The sequence below is a fragment of the Butyricicoccus sp. genome, from assembly GCF_977037065.1.
Genome location: NZ_CDRQNY010000017.1, coordinates 1 through 19,591, shown reverse-complemented (window position 1 = coordinate 19,591; position 19,591 = coordinate 1). Strand labels below are relative to the sequence as shown.

The following is a 19,591-nucleotide window of genomic DNA, read 5'->3' as shown; positions in this document are numbered from 1 at the left end:
TTTTCCGGGAAATCAAAAAACCTCCGCGTATTCGGAGGACATGCTCTATAAATGTTGTGCCACTTTTGTGCCATTTTCGATTTTTACCCTGCGTATGTCAGAAATTTACTTGCAACTTTTCCACGCCGCAGATAAACAAAAAGAGCTGAAACCGTACGATTTCAGCTCACTTTTGGCGGAGAGTTAGGGATTTGAACCCTAGAGACGCTCATCACGCCTACACGATTTCCAATCGTGCGCCTTCGACCACTCAGCCAACTCTCCATCTTGTTAAGTTGTTGTCGTTTTTGATGACTCATCGCTGACGACTTGTTTAGTATATAACAGAATCCCCGTTTCGTCAACCCTTTTTTTCAAATTTTTTTGAAAAAGTTTTTTCAGGTCGAATCTGCACCGTTTTCCTGCCGTGGCATACGACATCGTAGGGTGCGCATTGCGCGTCCAAATCCAACAACAACGGAACCGATTAAATATAACCGTAGGGTGCGACAAGGTGAATTGCCCAAAGGGCAAGAGAAGGTGCCCTGGGGTACGACCTCGGCGCACCGTTACTATCCGGTCTGTACACGTTATCCCGTAGGGGCGAACAGTGTTCGCCCACAACAGACGTTACCGTTGCGTCCGTGCGTGTGAACCATCGGCGGATTTACCATTCACACGCGCCCATTGAACAGTGGCGTGGGAGCACAATGTGCTCCCCTACGGGATATCCGTCGAAAATGAATTTACATGCGGTGCGCCGAGTCGTACCCCAGGGCACCTTCTCTTGCGGCGTTGCCGCAATTCACCTTGGCGCACCCTACGGTAAATCCTTTCAAAATGATTAAACCTGTGCAGCCCCTTTCAACCGCCAAACGCAAAAAAGAAAACCGCCTGCTCTCACAGACGGTTCTCCCCTATTTACTTCTGAAACTGCTCGCGCACTTCCATATACTTGATGATCTCTTCAACCGTGCCGTCAAAGCCGAGCACGCCGCTGTTGAGCGACAGATCATAATTCCGCGCATCATACCAGTCGTGGCCGGTGTGGTGCTTGTAGTAGCGGGCGCGGTACTCGTCGATCTCGGCAATTTTCTTCTCGACCTCGTTCTCGGGCAGCGAGTCTACCTTCATGGCCTGCTCAAGACAGAAATCCTTGTCCGCATGGACGAACACGCGCACAACATCCGGTCGGCCTGCCAGAATATAGTCGGCGCAGCGGCCGATCATAACGCACGGACCCTGATCCGCCAGCCGGCGGATGATCTTCACCTGATAGGCGAACAGCGCCTCATCCTTGAGGTACGACTTGGACGAGTCGTTCGGCACGGGCGTGTTGCCGTGATAATGCGCGCGCAGGCGCGTCAGGAAATCGCCCTTGAGACGCTCGTCCGAGAACAGCATGGCGTTTACACCGCTGTCCTCACTCGCCATGGTGATGATCTCGCGGTTGTAGAACGGAATGCCCAGCTTGTCCGCCAGCATCTTGCCGACCGTCTTGCCGCCCGAACCGTACTGGCGCGCGATGGTGATAACGTATGGTTTCATTGTTTTTACCCCCTTTTATCAATGGGTCACGTTTTCCGCAGGGCGGGGTGCGGTCATCCCGCCCTGCGATGCAAGGATTACCTTTATTCTCCCAGATAAGCCTTCTTAATAGAGTCATCATTCAGCAGATCGGACGCCTTGCCGGTCTTGACGATTTTGCCGGTTTCGAGGACGTAGCCACGGTCCGCGATGGACAGCGCCTTCTTTGCGTTCTGCTCTACCAGCAGGACAGTGGTGCCTGCCTTGGACACTTCCTCGATGATCTTGAAGATCTCGCCTACGAACAGCGGCGACAGACCCATAGACGGCTCATCGAGCAGCAGGATGCGCGGCTTGCTCATCAGTGCGCGGCCCATCGCAAGCATTTGCTGCTCGCCGCCGGACAGCGTACCGGCTGCCTGATTTTTACGCTCCTCCAGACGCGGAAAACGCTCATAGACCATTTTCAGCGACTCCGGGATTTCATTCTTCGGGCGGGTATACGCGCCCATACGCAGGTTCTCCGCGACCGTCAGACCCGCGAACACGCGGCGGCCCTCCGGAACGTGGCTCATGCCCAGCTTTACGATGGCATGACCCGGCTTGTGCGTAATGTCCTTGCCCTCAAACGTCACCGTGCCGCCCTTCGACGGCAGCAGACCCGTGACGGTGTGCAGCGTGGTGGTCTTGCCCGCGCCGTTCGCGCCGATGAGCGCTACGACCTCACCCTCGTTTACCTCGAAGGAAACGTCGCGCAGCGCATGGATAAGGCCGTAATACACGTTGATGTCCTTTACTTCCAACATTGCCATACTTGTTTCCTCCTTTCTTATTCGCCCAGATATGCCTTAACGACTTCCGGATTGCTCAGCACTTCCTTGGGCGTGCCCTCAGCCAGCAGACGGCCGAAGTTGAGCACATACAGGTACTCGCAGATGCCGGAGACCAGCTTCATGTCATGCTCGATGAGCAGGACGGTTACGCCGAACCTCTTGCGGACGATTTCGATCGTCTCCATCAGCTCCTCGGTCTCGTTCGGGTTCATGCCCGCGGCAGGCTCGTCGAGCAGCAGCAGCTTGGGGTTGGTAGCGAGCGCACGCGCGATCTCGAGCTTGCGCTGCTTGCCGTACGGCAGGTTTGCCGCCTTGTAGTCGGCTACACCGTCCAGATCGAACACGCGCAGCAGCTCCATCGCCTTTTCATCCATCTGCTTCTCCTTTTTGCGGTAGGAGCCGAGGTGGAACATGCTCTCTGCGAACGAGTAGGTGATCTGATTGTGCAGACCGGTCTTTACGTTATCCAGCACGCTCAGCTGCGAGAACAGGCGGATGTTCTGGAACGTGCGGGCAACGCCCAGTTTACAGATTTCATGCGGCTTTTTGCCGATGAGGTTCTGTCCGTCCAGACGGATGCCGCCGTCGGTCGGGCGGTACACGCCGGTCAGCATATTGAACGCGGTGGTCTTGCCTGCGCCGTTCGGGCCGATGAGGCCGACCAGACCGCCCTTTTCGATTTTCATGCTCAGCTCGTCAACGGCACGCAGACCGCCGAACGAAATGCCGAGCGAAGTAACTTCCAGCATTGCCATGGCTTACGCACCCTCCTTCTTGCCGCCGGCCTTTTCGGCCTTTTCCATCTGACGCATTGCGCGCTTCTCCAGCAGGCGAACCTTGAAGGAGGAGTTGTTGAACAGCATCATTGCAATCAGCAGGATTGCGTAGATGAGCATACGGTAGTTGCTCAGGCCGCGCAGCAGCTCGGGCAGCAGCGTCAGCAGCGTTGCGGCGATAATCGAACCCCAGATGTTGCCCAGACCGCCGAGAACGACGAATACGAGCACCAGAATGGAGGTGTTGAAGTCAAACTTTGCCGCCGTAACGGTGGAGAAGTTCATCGCGTACAGCGTGCCCGCCATACCTGCGAACGCCGCGGAGACCACGAACGCGAGCAGCTTGTAGTGCGAGGTGGAGATGCCGATGGAGTCAGCGGCGATCTTGTTGTCGCGGACCGCCATGACAGCACGTCCCGTGCGGCTGTTTACAAAATTCAGCACGAAGAACAGCGTAACGAGGATGAGCACAACGCCCGAGGTGAAGGTGGAGAGCTTGGTGACGCCGGATACGCCGATCGGGCCGTTGATGATCATCTTGCCGCCGTCGCCCAGCTGGAAATTCTGGTTGACCAGACTGAAATGCAGACCGGCATCATCCAGACCGAGATACATAACGTTTACAATGTTTTTGATGATCTCACCGAAGGCGAGGGTTACGATGGCGAGGTAGTCGCCCTTGAGGCGCAGTACCGGCACGCCGACGATGACACCCGCAATCGCCGCAAACAGTCCGGCAACGACCATGGCAACAGCCAGACGCAGCGGTGCAAGCGGAATCGCATCCGCCAGACAGGTGGTGGTGACAATGCCCGCAAACGCGCCGACCGACATAAAGCCCGCATGGCCGAGCGACAGCTCGCCGAGGATGCCGACGGTCAGGTTGAGCGAGATCGCCATGACAACATACGAGCAGATCGGCACGAGCAGACCCTTGATCTGGCTGGAGATGCCGCCGCCTGCGATGGCAAACTGCACGATGATATACGCAATGATGACAATGCCGAAGCACAGCAGCGTGTCACGTCCGCGCTTGGACGCAGCATAGGATTTTAACTTGTTCATATGACTGCCCCCTTAAACCTTTTCGCTCACATGCTTGCCGAGCAGGCCGTCCGGCTTGACCAGCAGCACCACGATGAGCACTGCGAACACGATCGCGTCCGACAGCTGCGTGGAAATGTACGCCTTGGCGAAGATCTCGATAATGCCGAGCAGAATGCCGCCGATGAACGCGCCCGGAATCGAGCCGATGCCGCCGAATACGGCAGCGGTAAATGCCTTGATGCCCGGCAGAGAGCCGGTGGTCGGCATCAGGGTCGGGTACGCGGAGCACAGCAGCACGCCCGCGATAGCTGCGAGACCCGAGCCGATCGCAAAGGTGATGGAAATGGTCGTGTTGACGTTGATGCCCATCAGCTGCGCGGCGCCCTTGTCCTCGGAAACCGCACGCATCGCCGTGCCGACCTTGCTCTTGCCGGTGAACAGCATCAGAGCGACCATGATGACAAGGCAGGCTGCAATGGCAACGAGCGTCACCTTGGAGATCTGCAGCTGACCGCCGAACAGGCTGAGCGCCTCGCCGGTAACGACCGAGGTAAAGGTCTTCGGGTTGGAGGACCAGATCAGCAGCGCCGCATTCTGCAGGAAGTACGACACGCCGATGGCCGTGATCAGCACCGCCAGCGACGGCGCCATGCGCAGCGGCTTGTAGGCAAGTCTCTCAATAACAACACCGAGCGCGGTGCAGACAATGACTGCCAGCACAACGCCCATCCACGCCGGCCAGCCGAGATAGGTGGTAGCGCAGAAGCACATGTAACCGCCTACCATGATAACATCGCCGTGTGCGAAGTTCAGCATTTTGGCAATGCCGTAAACCATCGTGTAGCCGAGTGCGATGATGGCGTAGATGCTGCCCAGACTGATGCCGCTGATCAAATGATTCAAAAAGCTCATGGTTTGGAACACCTCAAATCTTTGTTTCTCTTGTTTATGAAATGGGGCAGTGGTTCGGCAATGGTCAAGCCACCGCCCCACCCCATAACCTTCGGTGGATGATACCTTCTCCGCAGGACAGCCCGCCCTGCGGTACAGGTATACCTTTTTATAAATAGCGGTAAAGGAGGACTGCTTCCAGACCTCCTTCACTCGCCCTTGCATTCTTAATATGTCCCGGGCGAGCTTTGCCCGTCCGGGACACCGCTGCCCGCGCCATCGCGGCGCGACACCTTTGCCGTGCAAAGGTGAGGGGGTTATCCAAAAAAGTTTCTACGGAACTTTTTTGGTATCTAAGGGGGACAGAGTCCCCCTTAGAGGGTCTTACATACCAACGTAAGCGCCGTTCTCGATAACCATGCCCTTCGGGGACTTGGATACGGCACCGGTCTCATCCCAGGTCATGCCCTCGCCGGTCAGACCGTCAAAGGTCATGGAGGTGAACTGCTCGATCATCTTGTCGCACAGGTCCTCAGCGGACATATCCGGCGTAGCGCCTGCATTCTCGAGTGCCTGCTTGTAAGCGTAAACACAGTCGTAAGCGTCGGCTGCGAACTGGTTCGGGGTTTCACCGAACTGCTCCTTGTACTTCTTAACGAAGGAAGCGGTCTTTTCGTCGGTTGCGTCTGCGTTGAACGGGGTCAGCAGCATTACGCCCTCAGCCAGCTTGGGATCAAAGCCTTCCATGGTCAGAATGCCGTCCATGCCGTCTACACCGAAGAACTTCGGCTTGTAGCCCATGCTGTTTGCCTGCGTCAGGATCAGGGATGCCGGCTGATAGTACATCGGCAGGAATACCAGGTCAGCGCCCTTGCTCTTTGCATCGTTCAGCTGAACGGAGAAGTCATTCGCGGAAGCATCGGTGAAGGTCTTGTCGGAAACGACCTCGAGGCCCTTGGCCTTTGCCTCTTCTACGAACTTGTCGTGAATGCCGGTGGAGTAAACGTCATCGTTCTTCCAGATGATCGCAATCTTGGTGCCGAGCTTCTGCTCTGCAATGTACTGCGCGGATGCGGTGCCCTGGTTCGGGTCCATAAAGCACATCTGGAATACGTTGTCCTTGCCCTCGGTTACTGCAACGGAGGATGCGGACGGGGTCAGCGCGAAAATGCGGTCGCTGTAGTTCTCAGCGGCGGTAGCCTCGCACGGCTTGGAGGTTACGGAGCCGAGAGACAGCTGCATGCCCCAGTCCTTCAGGGTGTTGTAGGCGTTGACAGCCTTCTCGGCGTCGTGCTCATCGTCCTGATAGTTCAGCTCAAACTGAATATCGCCGCCCTCAGCGTTGATCTCGTCAACAGCGATCTGCGCGCCGTTCTTTGCAGCGTTGCCGTAAATAGCAGCCGCGCCGGTCAGCGGGCCGGTGCCGCCAATCTTGAAGGCAGTGCCGGAAGCGGTGCTGTCGGAGTTGCCGCTGTTCTGCGCATCGGAGCTGCTCGAAGCGGAACCGCCGCAGCCGGTCAGCGCCGTAGCCAGCATAGCGCCGGCAAGAAGCATACTGAGTGTTTTCTTCATGGTGAAATCTTCTCCTTTGTTTCCCCCGAATCGGCATACCCTATCGGGTGTCTTGGATTATGCTTCACATTATACTACCATTTCCGCATTTCGGCGCACTTTTTTTGCGCTGAGAATACAATTTCAGATAATCTACTGATTATCTTTTGAGTAACTTTACGTTTTTTGTATCTTCTCACAAGAACACTTGTCCGCCCTGCAAGGATTCCTGCAAATTACTTCCATCTTGCCGCCGTTTTTGCAGAGAGAGCCTGCAAAATTTTTCTCACGCTGAGAACATCATAGACCTTCTTCGCTATTCATAAGATATTCGTAGGGCGGGGTGCCCTCGCCCTGCGGTGTTCATTCAATCTGTGCAACATTTCAAGGAGGTACCCCATGACCGAAAAACGCCACGGAAAAGGACTGCTATTCATCGTAACGCTGGTTCTCGCTGCCGGTGTGATAAAGTACGCCGACATCCCCTTCGCGCAGACCGTGCGCGAAAAGGCGGCTTCCGCCCTCTCCGGCGCGGCAAACGCGGACCATGTTCTCGCGGTATTCGGCGGCTCTGCCATGCCCGAAGATACCGTTCCCGCGGAATCCTCCGGCGGTGCGGACGATATTTTAGACCGCGACCAGACCCTGTTCCCCGACACGGTTGACCAGACCGTCTATCCGCTGGAGTTCGAGCACACCACGCCGACTTCCGGCACGCTGACGTCCTCTTTCGGCAGCAGGCTCAGTCCCATCACCGGTCAGCCGGGCTTCCACTACGGGCTTGACCTTGCCGCAGACGAGGGCACGCCCATCACCGCCTTCGCGGACGGCACGGTGCGCGAGACCGGTGAATCCGGCTACGGCCTGTACATCATTGTCGACCACGCGGACGGTTTTGCAACCCTATACGCGCACTGCAGCAGCATTTCCGCCAAAGTCGGTGATACCGTCACCTGCGGACAGGAAATTGCCAAAGTCGGCCAGACCGGCAACGCCACCGGTCCGCACCTGCACCTCGAGCTGTGGCACAACGGCGCGGCGCTCGATCCTGCCGACTATCTTGCGCTGTGAGCCGGATTCAGGTCCGCGACGGCTTTCTTGTGCTGCTGGCCGCGCTCTGGTGCGCGGATGAGAGCGGCGTGCTCCCCATTTTCCTGCTGGCGGCGGCTGTACACGAGTGCGGACACCTTTTCGTCATTCGGCTGTCCGGCGGCACGGTGCACCGGCTGTGCCTGACCGCCTGCGGCGCTGTGCTCAAATGTTCCCTGCCGCCGTCGCCGTTTTCGCGCGCCGCCATCTGCCTCGCCGGACCGGCGGCCAGCTTTGCGCTCACCGCACTGGCGAACCCGCTCGGCGCGTACCGGCTTGCCGGCGCGAGTGCGCTGCTCGGGCTGTTCAACCTGCTGCCCGTGCCCCCGCTCGACGGCGGCATGGCGCTCCGGCACCTCGCGGACGGACGGTTTACACGCCTGCTGAACGGGATTGCGGGCGTGTCCGTTCTCGTCCTCCTTGCGGGCGGTGTCCTCCTGTGGAGAGCAGGCGGCGGCGGGTGGATGGCGTTTGTCAGTGCGGCAATCGCGGTACGAAATTGCCGTATCCACGGCAGGGGGCAAAAAGGGTAGACACCTGCGGTTTCTACCCTCTTTGAACACCCTTTTCCCTTGTAAGCCTACCTTGGGCGCAGATGGTAGACTGCGTAAGCACGGAAAAGGAGAACGGCAGAGGATTTTTTCTTCCGCGCGGTATAACACCTTTCCGCATTTCGGCTACTTGACTGCTACACAGGCGGTTTAGTCTGCGCAGGCGCGGCACAAGGTGAATTGCCCGAAGGGCAAGAGAAGGTACTCTGGAGTATAACAGTGCCGCGCAACACCTAAAATCGGCTGCACCGACAACAATGTTACCCTCTCCCACCCGCGTTCCTCTTGTAAAAGCTGCCGAAAGCGTGTAAAATAGAAGCATACAAACAGCCTGTGCTGTTGCTGCTCAAACCAACTGTAAGGCTTTGCTGTTCGGCAGAGCCTTTTATAGAAAGGACCGAAAAATTATGCTGGGAAAACGCAGAAAAAAACCTGATCTCCCCGCCGTATGCGCTGTAATCGTTGCGGCAGGCTCCTCCCGCCGCATGGGCGGCGAAAACAAGCTGCTGCTCGAGATTGACGGCGTACCCGTCCTCGCACGCACGCTTTCCGCCTTCCAGAAATGCGCCGCCATCCGCGATATCGTGCTCGTCTGCCGCGAGCAGGACATTATGCCCTACACCGAGCTGGCGAAGGCCTTCTCCATTGACAAGCTGTGCACGGTAACGCGCGGCGGCGAGACCCGCACGGAATCCGTTCTCGCGGGCATCACGGCCGCACCGGAAAACGCTGTGCTCGTTGCCGTACACGACGGCGCCCGCCCGCTCGTCTCCGAGGCCGTTATCACCGAGGCGGTTACCACCGCTGCTGAGTTTGGCGCTGCCGCGCCGGTCGTTCCGGTCAAGGACAGCATCAAGCGCATCGAGGATGGCAATATCGCCGCCGATGTCGCCCGCGACACGCTTGCCGCGGTGCAGACCCCACAGGTGTTCCGCAAGGACCTGCTCCGCCGTGCGCTCACCTCGGCTGCCGAGCGCGGCTACAGCTTCACCGATGACTGCGCGGCTGTCGAGTCGCTCGGCACCATCGTCAAGGCGACCCACGGCAGCTACCAGAACATTAAAATCACCACGCCGGAGGACATTCTCGTTGCAGAAGCGCTCCTCACAAGGGAGGACAAGTAATATGCGCATCGGACACGGTTACGACGTACACAGACTGGTCTCCGGCAGGCCGTGCATCATCGGCGGTGTGAACATTCCGTTTGAGCTTGGTCTGGACGGGCACTCGGACGCGGACGTGCTCACGCACGCCGTCATGGATTCCCTGCTCGGCGCACTCGCGCTCGGTGACATCGGCAAGCATTTCCCGGATACCGACCCGCGCTACAAGGGCGCGGACAGCATCGCGCTGCTGCGGCACGTTGCCGCGCTCGTGCGCGAAAGCGGCTGGCAGCTCGGCAATTTAGATGCGACCGTACTCGCACAGGCGCCCAAGCTCGCGCCGCACATCCTGCAGATGCGCGAGAATCTTGCCGCCGCCATCGGCTGCGCGGTCGAGCAGGTTTCGGTCAAGGCCACCACCGAGGAGGGACTGGGCTTTACCGGCTCCAAACAAGGCATTGCCGCGCACTGCGTGTGCCTTTTAGAGCGGATTTAACAATCCCAATCCCCTGTTTAGATAGAAAAAGGTAGAGGAAGTGATTCCAATGGATATACAGGTAAACGACATTCTTACCATGAAAAAACAGCACCCGTGCGGCTGCAACCAGTGGCAGGTGCTGCGTATCGGTATGGATTTCAAGCTGAAATGCCTTGGCTGCGGGCATGAGGTCATGCTGCCGCGCAGCAAGGCGGAGAAAAACATCAGAACCGTAGAACGGGAGGGTGAAATCGTATGTTGATCGACGGCAGGCAGATGCACATTCAAATCACAAAGGGCGATATCGGGCGGTACGTCATTCTGCCCGGCGACCCGGCGCGGTGCGAGAAGATCGCGCAGTATTTCGATGACCCGAAGCAGATCGCGCACAACCGCGAGTACACGCTGTGGACAGGCTCTCTGGACGGCGTTCCGGTTGCCGTGTGCTCGACCGGCATCGGCGGCCCGTCGGCGGCCATTGCCATGGAGGAGCTGGTCGAGTGCGGCGCGGACACGTTCATTCGTGTGGGCACGTCCGGCGGCATTGTGGACAAGGTAAAGGGCGGCGACATCGTTATCGCCACCGGCGCCATCCGGCAGGAGGGCACGAGCCGCGAGTACCTCCCCATCGAGTTCCCCGCTGTTGCGGATTTCGCGGTCGTTTCCGCGCTGAACGAAGCCGCCAAGGCGCTCGGCTACCCGTATCACACGGGCGTAATCCAGTCCAAGGACAGCTTTTACGGCGAGATCCGTCCCGCTCAGATGCCCATCGCGGACGAGCTGACCGCCAAGTGGAAGGCATGGAAGGCGGCAGGCGCGCTCACCAGCGAGATGGAGACAGCCGCGCTCATGATCGTCGCGCAGGTGCTGCACGTTCGGTGCGGCGCGGTGCTCAACGTGCTGTGGAACGCGGACAACGATGACGCTCCCGCCATCCCGCCTGACGCCACCGAGCGCGGCGTAAAGGCCGCCGTGGAGGCCATCCGCGTGCTCATCCGCGAGGACAGCAAGGCATGAGTGAACAACAGAATAACCAGACAGCGGCCCTCGGCACAGCACCCGTAGGGCCGCTGCTCTTTCGGCTGGCGCTGCCGACCATTACGGCACAGGTGGTCAATCTGCTGTACAGCATCGTGGACCGTATTTACATCGGACGCATCCCGCTCGAGGGCAAGCTGGCGCTGACCGGCATGGGCGTCACCTTCCCTGTTATCACGCTCATTTCCGCATTCGCGGCGCTCATCGGCATGGGCGGCGCACCGCGGGCGTCTATCGCGCTCGGCGCAAAGGAGCACGACCGCGCAGAACGCATCCTCGGAACGTGTACGGCGGCGCTCTGGGCGCTTGCACTCGTGCTGACAGCACTTTTCCTGCTGTTTCAGGCGCCATTACTGAAACTGTTCGGCGCATCTGCCGACACCCTGCCGTATGCGATGCAGTACCTCAACCTCTACGTTCTCGGCACGGTTTTCGTGATGACGTCATTGGGTCTGAACGGCTTCATCACCGCGCAGGGCCGCTCGTCGGTTGCGATGAAAACCGTTGTCATCGGTGCGGTGCTCAACACCGTGCTTGACCCGCTGTTCATCTTCGTGCTGAAAATGGGCGTGCGCGGCGCGGCTGTGGCGACAATTATCTCGCAGGCGGTGTCTGCGGCATGGGTTCTGCGGTTTCTGACCGGAAAGCAGACGGTTCTGCGCTTAAAACGCGCGTATTTCCGTATTGACCGACCGGTCCTGGCATCCGCAGTCGGTCTGGGCGCGTCCCCGTTTGTCATGCAGTCAACAGAAAGCCTGCTCACCATCGCGTTCAACGTATCGCTGCAGAAGTACGGCGGCGATGCAGCGGTCGGCGCAATGACCATCCTGACCTCGGTGGCGCAAATGGTGCAGCTGCCGCTGACTGGACTCGCGCAGGGCGCGCAGCCCATCCTCAGCTACGCCTGCGGCGCGAAGCGGCCCGACCGCATGAAGCGCGTCGTGCAGCTGAATCTCGCGGCGGCGTTCGTGTTCGCGTTCTCCATCTGGGCGGCTGTGCAGCTGTTCCCCCACACGGTCGTGCACCTGTTTACCTCGGATGAGGAACTGGTCGAACGCACCGTCTGGGCGCTGCGCGTGTACTTTGCGCTCGGATTTACCAATGCGTTCCAGACCGGATTTCAGCAGTCGTTTGTGGCGCTCGGCGAGGCGAGAATCTCGCTTTTTCTTGCGCTTGAGCGCAAGGTTTTCCTGCTGATACCGTTTATCCTCATCCTGCCGCACTTTTTCGCGGATAAGCTGTTCGCCGTGTTCCTCGCAGAGCCGGTTGCGGATTTGCTGGCGGCAGCTACGACGACAACGCTGTTTTTGATTCGATTCAAGCAAATCACGCGCGATATGTGAGCCAATTTTTCTGCACCGACTCTCCGGGGTGCGCGAACTGCCGCGAAATTTGAGATACAAAAAAGGCTCCGGATATGCTCCAGAGCCTTTCTCTATGCAATTTCAGCGCAAATTAACCGTTCACCGCTGCCTTCAGCGCCTCAACCTTATCGGTATTCTCCCACTTGACGCCAAGCTCCTCGCGGCCCATATGGCCGTAGGCTGCCAGCTGCTTGTAGATCGGCTTGCGCAGGTCAAGCTGCTCGATAATCGCCGCCGGACGCAGGTCGAACACCTTCTCTACGGCCTTCTCAAGCACATCGTCGCCAACAACGCCGGTGCCGAAGGTCTCTACCATGATGGAAACCGGCTCGGCAACGCCGATGGCATACGCCAGCTGAATCTCGCAGCGCTTTGCCAGACCTGCCGCAACAATGTTCTTCGCAACCCAGCGAGCCGCATACGCGCCCGAGCGGTCCACCTTGGTCGGGTCCTTGCCGGAAAACGCGCCGCCGCCGTGACGGCCGATGCCGCCGTAGGTGTCCACGATGATCTTACGGCCGGTCAGACCGGAGTCGCCGTGCGGGCCGCCGATGACGAAACGGCCGGTCGGGTTGATGAAATACTTGGTATTCTCATCCAGCAGATGGGACGGAATGACCTTCTTTACCACCTGCTCGATCATGTCCTCGCGGATCTGCGCGAGGGACACCTCCGGGCTGTGCTGAGTGGAAATAACAACCGTATCCACACGGACGGGCTGATTGTCCTCGTCATACTCTACGGTAACCTGGCTCTTGCCGTCCGGACGCAGATAGTCGAACGTGCCGTTCTTGCGAACGTCGGTCAGACGCTTTGCCAGCTTGTGCGCCAGAGAGATCGGCAGCGGCATCAGCTCCTTGGTCTCGTCGCACGCATAGCCGAACATCATGCCCTGATCGCCCGCGCCGATGGCGAGGTCAGCCTCAGAGGCGCCCTCCTTGCTCTCGAGGGAGTTGTCAACGCCGAGTGCAATGTCGGCGGACTGCTCGTCGATGGCGGTCAGGACAGCGCAGGTGTCGCAGTCAAAGCCGTACTTCGCGCGGTCGTAGCCGATCTCACGAACCGTGTCGCGGACAACCTTCGGGATATCCACATAGCAGGAAGTGGAAATCTCGCCCATTACCTGAACCATACCGGTGGTGCAGGTGGTCTCACAGGCTACGCGGGCATACGGATCCTGCGTTAAAATCTCGTTAAGAATCGCGTCCGAGATCTGGTCGCAGATTTTATCGGGATGGCCTTCCGTAACCGATTCCGAGGTGAAAAAATGATGTGCCATTAAGTATCAGTTCCTTTCTCCAGTTCATTTTCAGAGCATTAAAAAACGCTCCTCAGCGGGAGCGAAAAGTTCGTTTTGCTCCCTCATCTTTCGTATTCTTACGCCGGATTTGGCACCTTACGTTGCAAAACAACGCAGGTTGCCGGGTTTCACAGGGCCGTTCCCTCCACCGCTCTCGATAAGGATATGTATTCACTTACGCCGTATATTTTATATAAAAATTCCGGCTTTGTCAAGGGGAATTTTCGGCGGCCAAGGAGAAAATCGCCGCATTGACATTTTCCGCTTGCACCGTTATAGTAATAGAGGTAAGAATTTGCCCTGCATATTTATCACATCATATGGCCTTCTCAGGCTGACGCACGGCAGCACTTACCCGCATTCACTTTGCGCCAGGGCGATACCTTATTATTGCCTGAACGGCGCTCTGTTTTGTTATGGGAGAGATCAAGGGTATTATGAATGTAAATGTTGGAATCGACATCGGCTCAACGACCGTCAAGATCGTCGTTGTCCGCGATGGAGAGATTATCCACAAGCACTACGAACGGCATTTTTCCAAGGTGCGTGAAAAGGCGGTCGAGCTGGTGCGCGCGGCGCGCGAGCTCATCGGCACGGACACGCCCCTCCGCTGTTCCATCACCGGCTCGGCCGGTTTAGGCGTGGCGAAAGCCGCAGATATTGATTTTGTACAGGAGGTGTTCGCCACCCGCAAGGCGGTAGGCGTGCACGTTCCGCAGGCCGATGTTGTCATTGAGCTGGGCGGCGAGGACGCGAAGATCGTCTTCCTCACCGGTCAGCTGGAGGAGCGCATGAACGGCTCCTGCGCGGGCGGCACCGGCGCGTTCATCGACCAGATGGCGGTCCTGCTGGACGTTACGCCGTCCGAGCTCGATGAACTGTCACAGGGCGCGGAGCGCATCTACACTATCGCGTCCCGCTGCGGCGTATTTGCCAAGTCGGATATTCAGCCGCTGCTCAACGAGGGCGCCCGCAAGGAGGACGTAGCCGCGTCCATCTTTCAGGCCGTCGTCAACCAGACCATTGCCGGTCTGGCGCAGGGCCGTGAGGTCAAGGGCGATGTGCTGTTTCTCGGCGGTCCGCTGTTCTTCTTCAAGGGTCTGCAGAAGCGCTTTCAGGAGACGCTGAAGCTGGACGATGCGCACGCGCACTTTCCGGCTCTCGCGCCGTATGCCATCGCGGCGGGCGCGGCGGAGTACGCAGGCGGCACGCAGAAGACCTACACGGTCGATTCGCTGCTCGCGGCGCTCGAAAAGGCGGCAGACGCTCCGGTCGTTGCCAACTACCTGCCGCCGCTGTTCGAGGATGAGCAGCAGTACGAGGAATTCAAGCACCGTCACGCCATGCACGATGTCATGACGCAGAACGTTACCATGTACGAGGGCGACGCATATCTCGGCATCGACTGCGGCTCCACCACCACCAAGCTGGTGCTCATCGGTGAGGACGATCAGATTTTGTTCCACCACTACCAGTCCAACAAGGGCAATCCGGCGGACGTTATCCGCGAGCAGCTCACCCGCCTGTACGAGCTGTGCGGCGACCGCGTACATATCGTGTCCTCGGCGGTCACCGGCTACGGCGAAGCGCTCATCCAGAATGCCTTCGGCGTGGATTTCGGTCTGGTCGAGACAGTCGCGCACTTCCGCGCGGCGCGCCATTTCTGCCCGGATGTTGATTTCATCATCGACATTGGCGGTCAGGACATCAAGTGCTTCAAAATCCGCAACAAGTGCATCGACAATATCTCGCTCAACGAGGCGTGCTCGTCCGGCTGCGGCTCGTTCATCGAGACGTTCGCCCGCTCGATGGGTTACTCCATCGAGGAATTCTGCAAGCTCGGTCTGTTCGCAAAGCACCCCATCGACCTCGGTTCGCGCTGCACGGTGTTCATGAACTCGTCCGTCAAGCAGGCGCAGAAGGACGGCGCGGGCATTGACGCGATTTCCGCCGGTCTGTCGGTATCCGTTGTCAAGAACGCGCTGTACAAGGTCATCCGCGCCCACTCGCCGGACGACCTCGGTCAGCACATCGTTGTACAGGGCGGCACGTTCCTCAATGACGCCATCCTGCGCTCGTTCGAGCAGGAAATCGGCCGCGACGTGACCCGTCCGGCTATCTCGGGTCTGATGGGCGCATACGGCGCAGCACTGCACGCCAAGGACAACCGCCGCGACACCACCACGCTCATCGGCACGGATATTCTCGCAGGCTTCGAGCACAACGTGCGCTCCACGCGCTGCGGTCTGTGCGAAAATCACTGCAATCTGACGATTAACGACTTCGGCGGCGGCCGCCGCTTCATTTCGGGCAACCGCTGCGAGCGTCCGCTCGGCGGCACGAAAAAGGCCGACCTGCCCAACCTTTATAAATGGAAGCTGGAAAAGCTGAAAAGCTACGGCGAGCCGTCCGGCATTGCAAACCCGATTGCAAAAATCGGTCTGCCGTTCGGTCTGAACAACTTCGAGCTGCTGCCGTTCTGGACGGCATTCCTGCGCAAACTCGGCTTCGAGACCGTCCTCAGCGACGTTTCCACCCGCGATATGTACATGCAGGGACAGCATTCCATCCCGTCCGACACGGTTTGCTATCCGGCAAAGCTGATGCACGGCCACATCGAGAACCTGCTTGAAAAGGGCGTGGACGCGATCTTCTATCCGTGCATGACCTACAACCTCGATGAGGAACGCGCGACCAACCACTATAACTGTCCGGTCGTTGCCTACTATCCGGAGCTTTTGAAGGCGAACGTCTCCGCACTCGCGGACTTCGACTTTATGATGCCGTACTTTGAGCTTGCAGACAAAAAGCACTTCACGAAGCACGCCGTTAAGTATTTCTGCGGCAAGTACCCGCAGCTTAAGAAAAAGCAGGTCATCGCCGCTGTCGAGGACGCATACATGGCGCAGGACGAATACTACATTGACGTTCGCATCGAGGGTCAGCGCGCCATCCGCTACGCGGACGAGCACGACCTTGACGTTGCCGTTATTGCAGGCCGTCCGTATCACGTTGACCCGGAGATCAACCACGGCATCGACCAGCTGATCGCGTCGTTCGGTCTGGTCATCGTGTCCGAGGATGCGGTCTGGCAGCTGACCGATGCACCCGAGGTACATGTGCTCAACCAGTGGACGTACCACTCGCGCATGTACGGCGCGGCCAAGTACGTCACCCAGAAGGAGAACGCCCAGCTTATCCAGCTGGTGTCCTTCGGCTGCGGCATTGACGCCATCACGACCGACGAGATGCGCGCCATCTGCGAAAACGGCGGCAAAATTTACACACAGCTGAAAATCGACGAGATCAGCAACCTCGGTGCGGCAAAAATCCGCATCCGCAGTATGCTGGCCGCCGTAGAGGAGGGACGCAAGCTTGCAGAACAGCAAAACGCCTGAGGCAACGCCCGCATATTCCTACCCGCAGTTCACGGAGGAAATGCGAAAAACCTATAAGATTCTGGTGCCGAACATGCTGCCCGTGCAGCTCGGACTCATCTGCCGCCTGATGAAAAACTACGGCTACGACATGGAGCTGCTGCACACCGAGGGTCCGAATATCGCGGAGCAGGGTCTGCGCAACGTACATAACGACACCTGCTACCCCGCCCTGCTGGTCATCGGTCAGCTGATGGACGCGATCGAATCCGGTAAATACGACATCCACAAGATCGCGCTCATCCTGCCGCAGACCGGCGGCGGCTGCCGTGCCTCCAACTATATCCATCTGCTCCGCAAGGCACTGGAAAAGAACGGCTACGGCTTTATTCCGGTCATTTCGCTGAACTTTTCCGGTCTGGAGAGCAACCCCGGCTTCAAGCTGACCAAGACCATGCTCGTGCAGGTGGCGTATGCACTTTTGATCGGTGATCTGATCATGATGGTCGCCAACCAGTGCCGTCCGTACGAGGTCGTGCCCGGCTCGACCGACAAGGCGATTGAGATCTGCATGGACGCGGTCACGGGGCGCTTCACCGGCGAGCGCATGGTGCGCTACGGCGAGGTAAAGCACCTGTTCCAGTTCGTGCTGACCGTGTTCGGCAAGCTGAAGCTGGATAAAACGCAGAAGAAAAAGCTGGTCGGCATTGTCGGTGAGATCTACGTCAAGTTCTCGCCGCTCGGCAACAACCGTCTGGAAGAATTCCTGCTCAGCGAGGGCTGCGAGCCGGTGCTGCCCGGTCTGATGGACTTCTGCCTGTACTGCATCTACAACTCGGTCATCGACCACGAGCTGTACAGCCGCAACGGCAAGACGGCCGCCGTCTACAAGATGGTATACCAGTTTGTGCTCGGCAAGCAGGCCGACATCATCAAAATGATGAAGAAGGACGGTCATTTCCGTCCGCCGATGCCGTTTGACGAGGTACGCAAAAAGTCGCACGCCATTATCGGTCAGGGCGTCAAGATGGGCGAAGGCTGGCTGCTGCCCGCCGAAATGGTCGAACTCATCAGCGAGGGCGTGACCAATATTGTGTGCACCCAGCCGTTCGGCTGCCTGCCCAACCACATCGCGGGCAAGGGCATGATCCGAAAGATCCGCGAGGTGTACCCGCAGGCGAATATCGTCGCGGTGGATTACGACCCGGGCGCGTCGAAAATTAACCAGGAAAATCGAATCAAGCTCATGCTTTCGAGCGCAGAGTAAAAGCAAAGAGGACTGCAACGCAGTCCTCTCAGTCTGTCGATAAAGTCAAGCTATCGTTTTTACTTTTCGTGCGGCAGCACGCATAAAATAGAATTTGCACAGCAAATTCATAATTCCCGGGGGCATGTACCTCGGGAATTATACAAGGGAAGAAAAAATGTGTCCGCAGGACGCGGTTTTTCTTCAGTATTCGCTCGAAAGCGTGGTTTCGAGCGAGAGGCTGCTCGGAAAACGATAGTTTTTCGACAGCCTCAGAGGACTGCAAACGCAGTCCTCTTTTTTATGCACAGGCTGTGCATTACTCGTCGATGATGGTGGTGAACGTCAGAGTTTCGCTCTCGTTTGGATTCAGCTTGCGGATGCCCTGCTTGTGCTCGATGGCATGGTCAAGGTGATTGCCGTCCGGCAGGGTGCTCCACGGCTCGAGGCAGACGAACGGCACCTCGAAATCCTTGTACGGGCTCCACACTGCGAAATAGTCGAAGTCGGTGAAGTCCATCGTCACACGGCGGTGATTTTTGCTGCTGGCAATGGTCGCTGTGCGGAACGGCAGACCCTCGGTCATGACCGCATCGTTTGCAAACAGCTCGCGGGAAATCGGCAGCCTGCCGTCGGTCAGCGGAACGGAAACGCGGTCGGCGGTCAGCATGACGTTCTCGTCGGTTGCAATGCGGCTGAGCGCATCCGTGCCCTCAAACTCCACATAGTAGTCGGTTATCTTCTCGCCGTCCTCCCAGCAGAGCGTGTAGGCGTCATGGCCGCCAACCTCGTAATACATCACGGAATCGCTCGTATTCTTGACGATATGCTCCTTTTTCAGCGCATTTCCGTCCAAAGTATAGCGCACGGTGCAGATAAAATCCCACGGATACATCTTTTTCGTGTACTCGCTCGGCGTGAGCGTGAATTCCGCACAGGTGCCGCTGATTTTCTGTGCCTGCCACTCCAAATCGCGCCCGAAGCCGTGCTGCGTGATCTCATACGGCTTACCGTCCACCGTATAGGTCTTATCCTTGAGCCGTCCCACGATTGGGAACAGAATGGGCGCATGGCGCTTCCATGCCGCCGGATCGCCCTTCCAGACGTACTCCGTGCCGTCCTTTTTGCTCGTAAAGCGGGTCAGTTCGGCACCGAATTCGTTAATTTCCACGCGAAAGCGTTCGTTTTCCAATACCTGCATGGGTTTTTCCTCCTTTACTCTTATGTTAAGGATACCCACTTTATCCGGTAAAGTCAAGAAAAAAGGACGAACCAACGGTTCGTCCTTTGGAGGCTGTCAAAAAAGTATTATTATAATTTTTACGCTTCGTGCGGCAGCACGCATAAAATAGAATTTGCGAAGCAAATTCATAAATTCCGGGAGCATGGTCCAGACCACCCTCTCTTGCCGCTATGCGGCAATTCACCTTGTGTATCTCGG

18 protein-coding genes, 1 tRNA gene and 1 riboswitch are annotated in these 19,591 nt (G+C 58.0%); of the genes, 9 read left to right on the top strand and 10 right to left on the bottom strand.

The window, feature by feature from the left end; all coding sequences use genetic code 11:
• Positions 1 to 173: 173 nt before the first annotated feature.
• From ACWVX6_RS07220 to ACWVX6_RS07190, 7 genes are all read right to left on the bottom strand, one after another.
• Positions 174 to 264, bottom strand: a tRNA-Ser gene (locus ACWVX6_RS07220).
• Between the two features lie 636 nt (positions 265 to 900).
• Complete coding sequence (locus tag ACWVX6_RS07215; protein WP_118564008.1) at positions 901 to 1,527, bottom strand: cytidylate kinase-like family protein; 627 nt, start codon at positions 1,525 to 1,527, stop codon at positions 901 to 903.
• A gap of 83 nt (positions 1,528 to 1,610) precedes the next feature.
• Positions 1,611 to 2,318, bottom strand: a complete 708-nt coding sequence (locus ACWVX6_RS07210) for an ABC transporter ATP-binding protein (RefSeq protein WP_118285663.1) — start codon at positions 2,316 to 2,318, stop codon at positions 1,611 to 1,613.
• A 17-nt stretch (positions 2,319 to 2,335) separates the two neighbouring features.
• Positions 2,336 to 3,094, bottom strand: coding sequence for an ABC transporter ATP-binding protein (locus tag ACWVX6_RS07205; RefSeq protein ID WP_110435077.1), 759 nt, complete (start codon positions 3,092 to 3,094; stop codon positions 2,336 to 2,338).
• A gap of 3 nt (positions 3,095 to 3,097) precedes the next feature.
• On the bottom strand, positions 3,098 to 4,180 hold the full coding sequence (locus ACWVX6_RS07200; RefSeq protein WP_455152770.1) for a branched-chain amino acid ABC transporter permease: 1,083 nt from the start codon (positions 4,178 to 4,180) through the stop codon (positions 3,098 to 3,100).
• A gap of 12 nt (positions 4,181 to 4,192) precedes the next feature.
• Positions 4,193 to 5,074, bottom strand: a complete 882-nt coding sequence (locus ACWVX6_RS07195; protein ID WP_455152769.1) for a branched-chain amino acid ABC transporter permease — start codon at positions 5,072 to 5,074, stop codon at positions 4,193 to 4,195.
• A gap of 363 nt (positions 5,075 to 5,437) precedes the next feature.
• A complete protein-coding gene (locus tag ACWVX6_RS07190; protein WP_455152768.1) occupies positions 5,438 to 6,625 on the bottom strand; it encodes an ABC transporter substrate-binding protein in 1,188 nt (395 codons plus the stop codon).
• Between the two features lie 378 nt (positions 6,626 to 7,003).
• Between ACWVX6_RS07190 and ACWVX6_RS07185 the strand changes: the two genes are divergently transcribed.
• The 7 genes from ACWVX6_RS07185 (at position 7,004) to ACWVX6_RS07155 (ending at position 12,206) form a co-directional block, all read left to right on the top strand.
• On the top strand, positions 7,004 to 7,675 hold the full coding sequence (locus tag ACWVX6_RS07185; RefSeq protein WP_455152767.1) for a M23 family metallopeptidase: 672 nt from the start codon (positions 7,004 to 7,006) through the stop codon (positions 7,673 to 7,675).
• Positions 7,672 to 8,226, top strand: coding sequence for a site-2 protease family protein (locus ACWVX6_RS07180; RefSeq protein ID WP_455152766.1), 555 nt, complete (start codon positions 7,672 to 7,674; stop codon positions 8,224 to 8,226). Before ACWVX6_RS07185 ends, ACWVX6_RS07180 begins: the two co-directional genes overlap by 4 nt.
• Before the next feature lie 425 nt (positions 8,227 to 8,651).
• Positions 8,652 to 9,368: a 2-C-methyl-D-erythritol 4-phosphate cytidylyltransferase gene (gene ispD / locus ACWVX6_RS07175; RefSeq protein ID WP_455152765.1), complete on the top strand. Its 717-nt coding sequence runs from the start codon at positions 8,652 to 8,654 to the stop codon at positions 9,366 to 9,368.
• Between the two features lies 1 nt (position 9,369).
• Entirely contained in the window at positions 9,370 to 9,843 is a 474-nt protein-coding gene (gene ispF, locus ACWVX6_RS07170) for a 2-C-methyl-D-erythritol 2,4-cyclodiphosphate synthase (protein ID WP_117751979.1), read from the top strand.
• A gap of 49 nt (positions 9,844 to 9,892) precedes the next feature.
• Entirely contained in the window at positions 9,893 to 10,087 is a 195-nt protein-coding gene (locus tag ACWVX6_RS07165) for a DUF951 domain-containing protein (RefSeq protein WP_455152764.1), read from the top strand.
• Complete coding sequence (gene udp, locus ACWVX6_RS07160; RefSeq protein WP_455152763.1) at positions 10,081 to 10,842, top strand: uridine phosphorylase; 762 nt, start codon at positions 10,081 to 10,083, stop codon at positions 10,840 to 10,842. The genes ACWVX6_RS07165 and udp overlap by 7 nt, the downstream gene beginning before the upstream one ends.
• A complete protein-coding gene (locus tag ACWVX6_RS07155; RefSeq protein ID WP_455152762.1) occupies positions 10,839 to 12,206 on the top strand; it encodes an MATE family efflux transporter in 1,368 nt (455 codons plus the stop codon). The genes udp and ACWVX6_RS07155 overlap by 4 nt, the downstream gene beginning before the upstream one ends.
• A gap of 112 nt (positions 12,207 to 12,318) precedes the next feature.
• Here ACWVX6_RS07155 and metK read toward each other — a convergent pair whose 3' ends face one another.
• Entirely contained in the window at positions 12,319 to 13,506 is a 1,188-nt protein-coding gene (gene metK, locus ACWVX6_RS07150; RefSeq protein ID WP_386027641.1) for a methionine adenosyltransferase, read from the bottom strand.
• A gap of 80 nt (positions 13,507 to 13,586) precedes the next feature.
• Positions 13,587 to 13,691: riboswitch (SAM riboswitch) on the bottom strand.
• Between the two features lie 273 nt (positions 13,692 to 13,964).
• On the opposite strand from metK, the gene ACWVX6_RS07145 reads away from it, so the two are divergent.
• Both ACWVX6_RS07145 and ACWVX6_RS07140 read left to right on the top strand, forming a co-directional pair.
• The gene (locus ACWVX6_RS07145; protein WP_455152761.1) at positions 13,965 to 16,925 is read left to right on the top strand and encodes an acyl-CoA dehydratase activase; all 2,961 of its coding nucleotides are present in this window, start codon (positions 13,965 to 13,967) and stop codon (positions 16,923 to 16,925) included.
• Positions 16,903 to 18,171, top strand: coding sequence for a 2-hydroxyglutaryl-CoA dehydratase (locus ACWVX6_RS07140; protein ID WP_455152760.1), 1,269 nt, complete (start codon positions 16,903 to 16,905; stop codon positions 18,169 to 18,171). Before ACWVX6_RS07145 ends, ACWVX6_RS07140 begins: the two co-directional genes overlap by 23 nt.
• Positions 18,172 to 18,469: 298 nt before the next feature.
• Here the strand turns inward: ACWVX6_RS07140 and ACWVX6_RS07135 are convergent, their stop codons facing one another.
• Positions 18,470 to 19,351: an aldose 1-epimerase family protein gene (locus ACWVX6_RS07135; protein ID WP_455152759.1), complete on the bottom strand. Its 882-nt coding sequence runs from the start codon at positions 19,349 to 19,351 to the stop codon at positions 18,470 to 18,472.
• 40 nt (positions 19,352 to 19,391) lie between these two features.
• Positions 19,392 to 19,591, bottom strand: a 200-nt coding sequence (locus ACWVX6_RS07130; protein ID WP_455152758.1) for a hypothetical protein, incomplete at its 5' end; no start/stop codon positions are given.